Raw genomic sequence first — 836 nt, 5'->3', positions numbered from 1 at the left:
TGCGCGAGATGGAGGACCGCTACCGCAAGATGTCGAAGCTCGGGGTGCGCAACATCGACGGCTTCAACGCCCGCGTGGTCGAGGCCAAAGCCCGCGGCGAGACCATCACCCGCACGGTGCAGACGGGCTTCGACCGCGAGACCGGCGAGGCGATCTACGAGGACGAGGTGATGGATCTCGATCCGTTGCCCTACATCGTGGTGATCGTCGACGAGATGGCCGACCTGATGATGGTCGCCGGCAAGGAGATCGAGGGCGCGATCCAGCGCCTGGCCCAGATGGCACGGGCCGCCGGCATCCACGTCATCCTGGCGACCCAGCGCCCGTCGGTGGACGTGATCACCGGCACGATCAAGGCGAACTTCCCGACCCGGATCTCGTTCCAGGTGACCTCGAAGATCGACAGCCGGACGATCTTAGGCGAGATGGGGGCCGAGCAGCTCTTGGGCCAGGGCGACATGCTGTACATGGCCGGCGGCGGGCGGATCACGCGCGTGCACGGGCCGTTCTGCTCGGACGAGGAGGTCGAGAAGGTGGTGGCGCATCTGAAGCGCCAGGGCCGTCCGCAATATCTGGAAGCGGTCACGGCCGAGGAGGACGAGGGCGGCGGGGCCTCAGCCGACACGCCGGTGTTCGACCAGGGCGAGTTCGGGGCGCCGGGCGGCGATCTCTACGACCAGGCGGTGGCGGTGGTCTTGCGCGACAAGAAGGCGTCGACGAGCTACATCCAGCGCCGGCTCCAGATCGGCTACAACCGCGCCGCCTCGCTGATGGAGCGCATGGAGAACGAGGGCATCGTCGGACCCGCAAACCACGCCGGCAAACGCGAGATTCTG

At 67.3% G+C, this 836-nt stretch carries 1 protein-coding gene; it reads left to right on the top strand.

Features of this window, described 5'->3' with window-relative positions:
- Nucleotides 1–836 (top strand): DNA translocase FtsK (locus tag JKL46_RS34945; protein ID WP_201843041.1); only part of this gene is annotated, 836 nt, incomplete at both ends.

It is taken from the genome of Microvirga zambiensis WSM3693, assembly GCF_016735695.1.
Lineage (GTDB): Bacteria > Pseudomonadota > Alphaproteobacteria > Rhizobiales > Beijerinckiaceae > Microvirga > Microvirga zambiensis.
The sequence above is the reverse complement of the archived record's forward strand: the minus strand, read 5'-3'. Positions and strand labels throughout refer to the sequence as shown.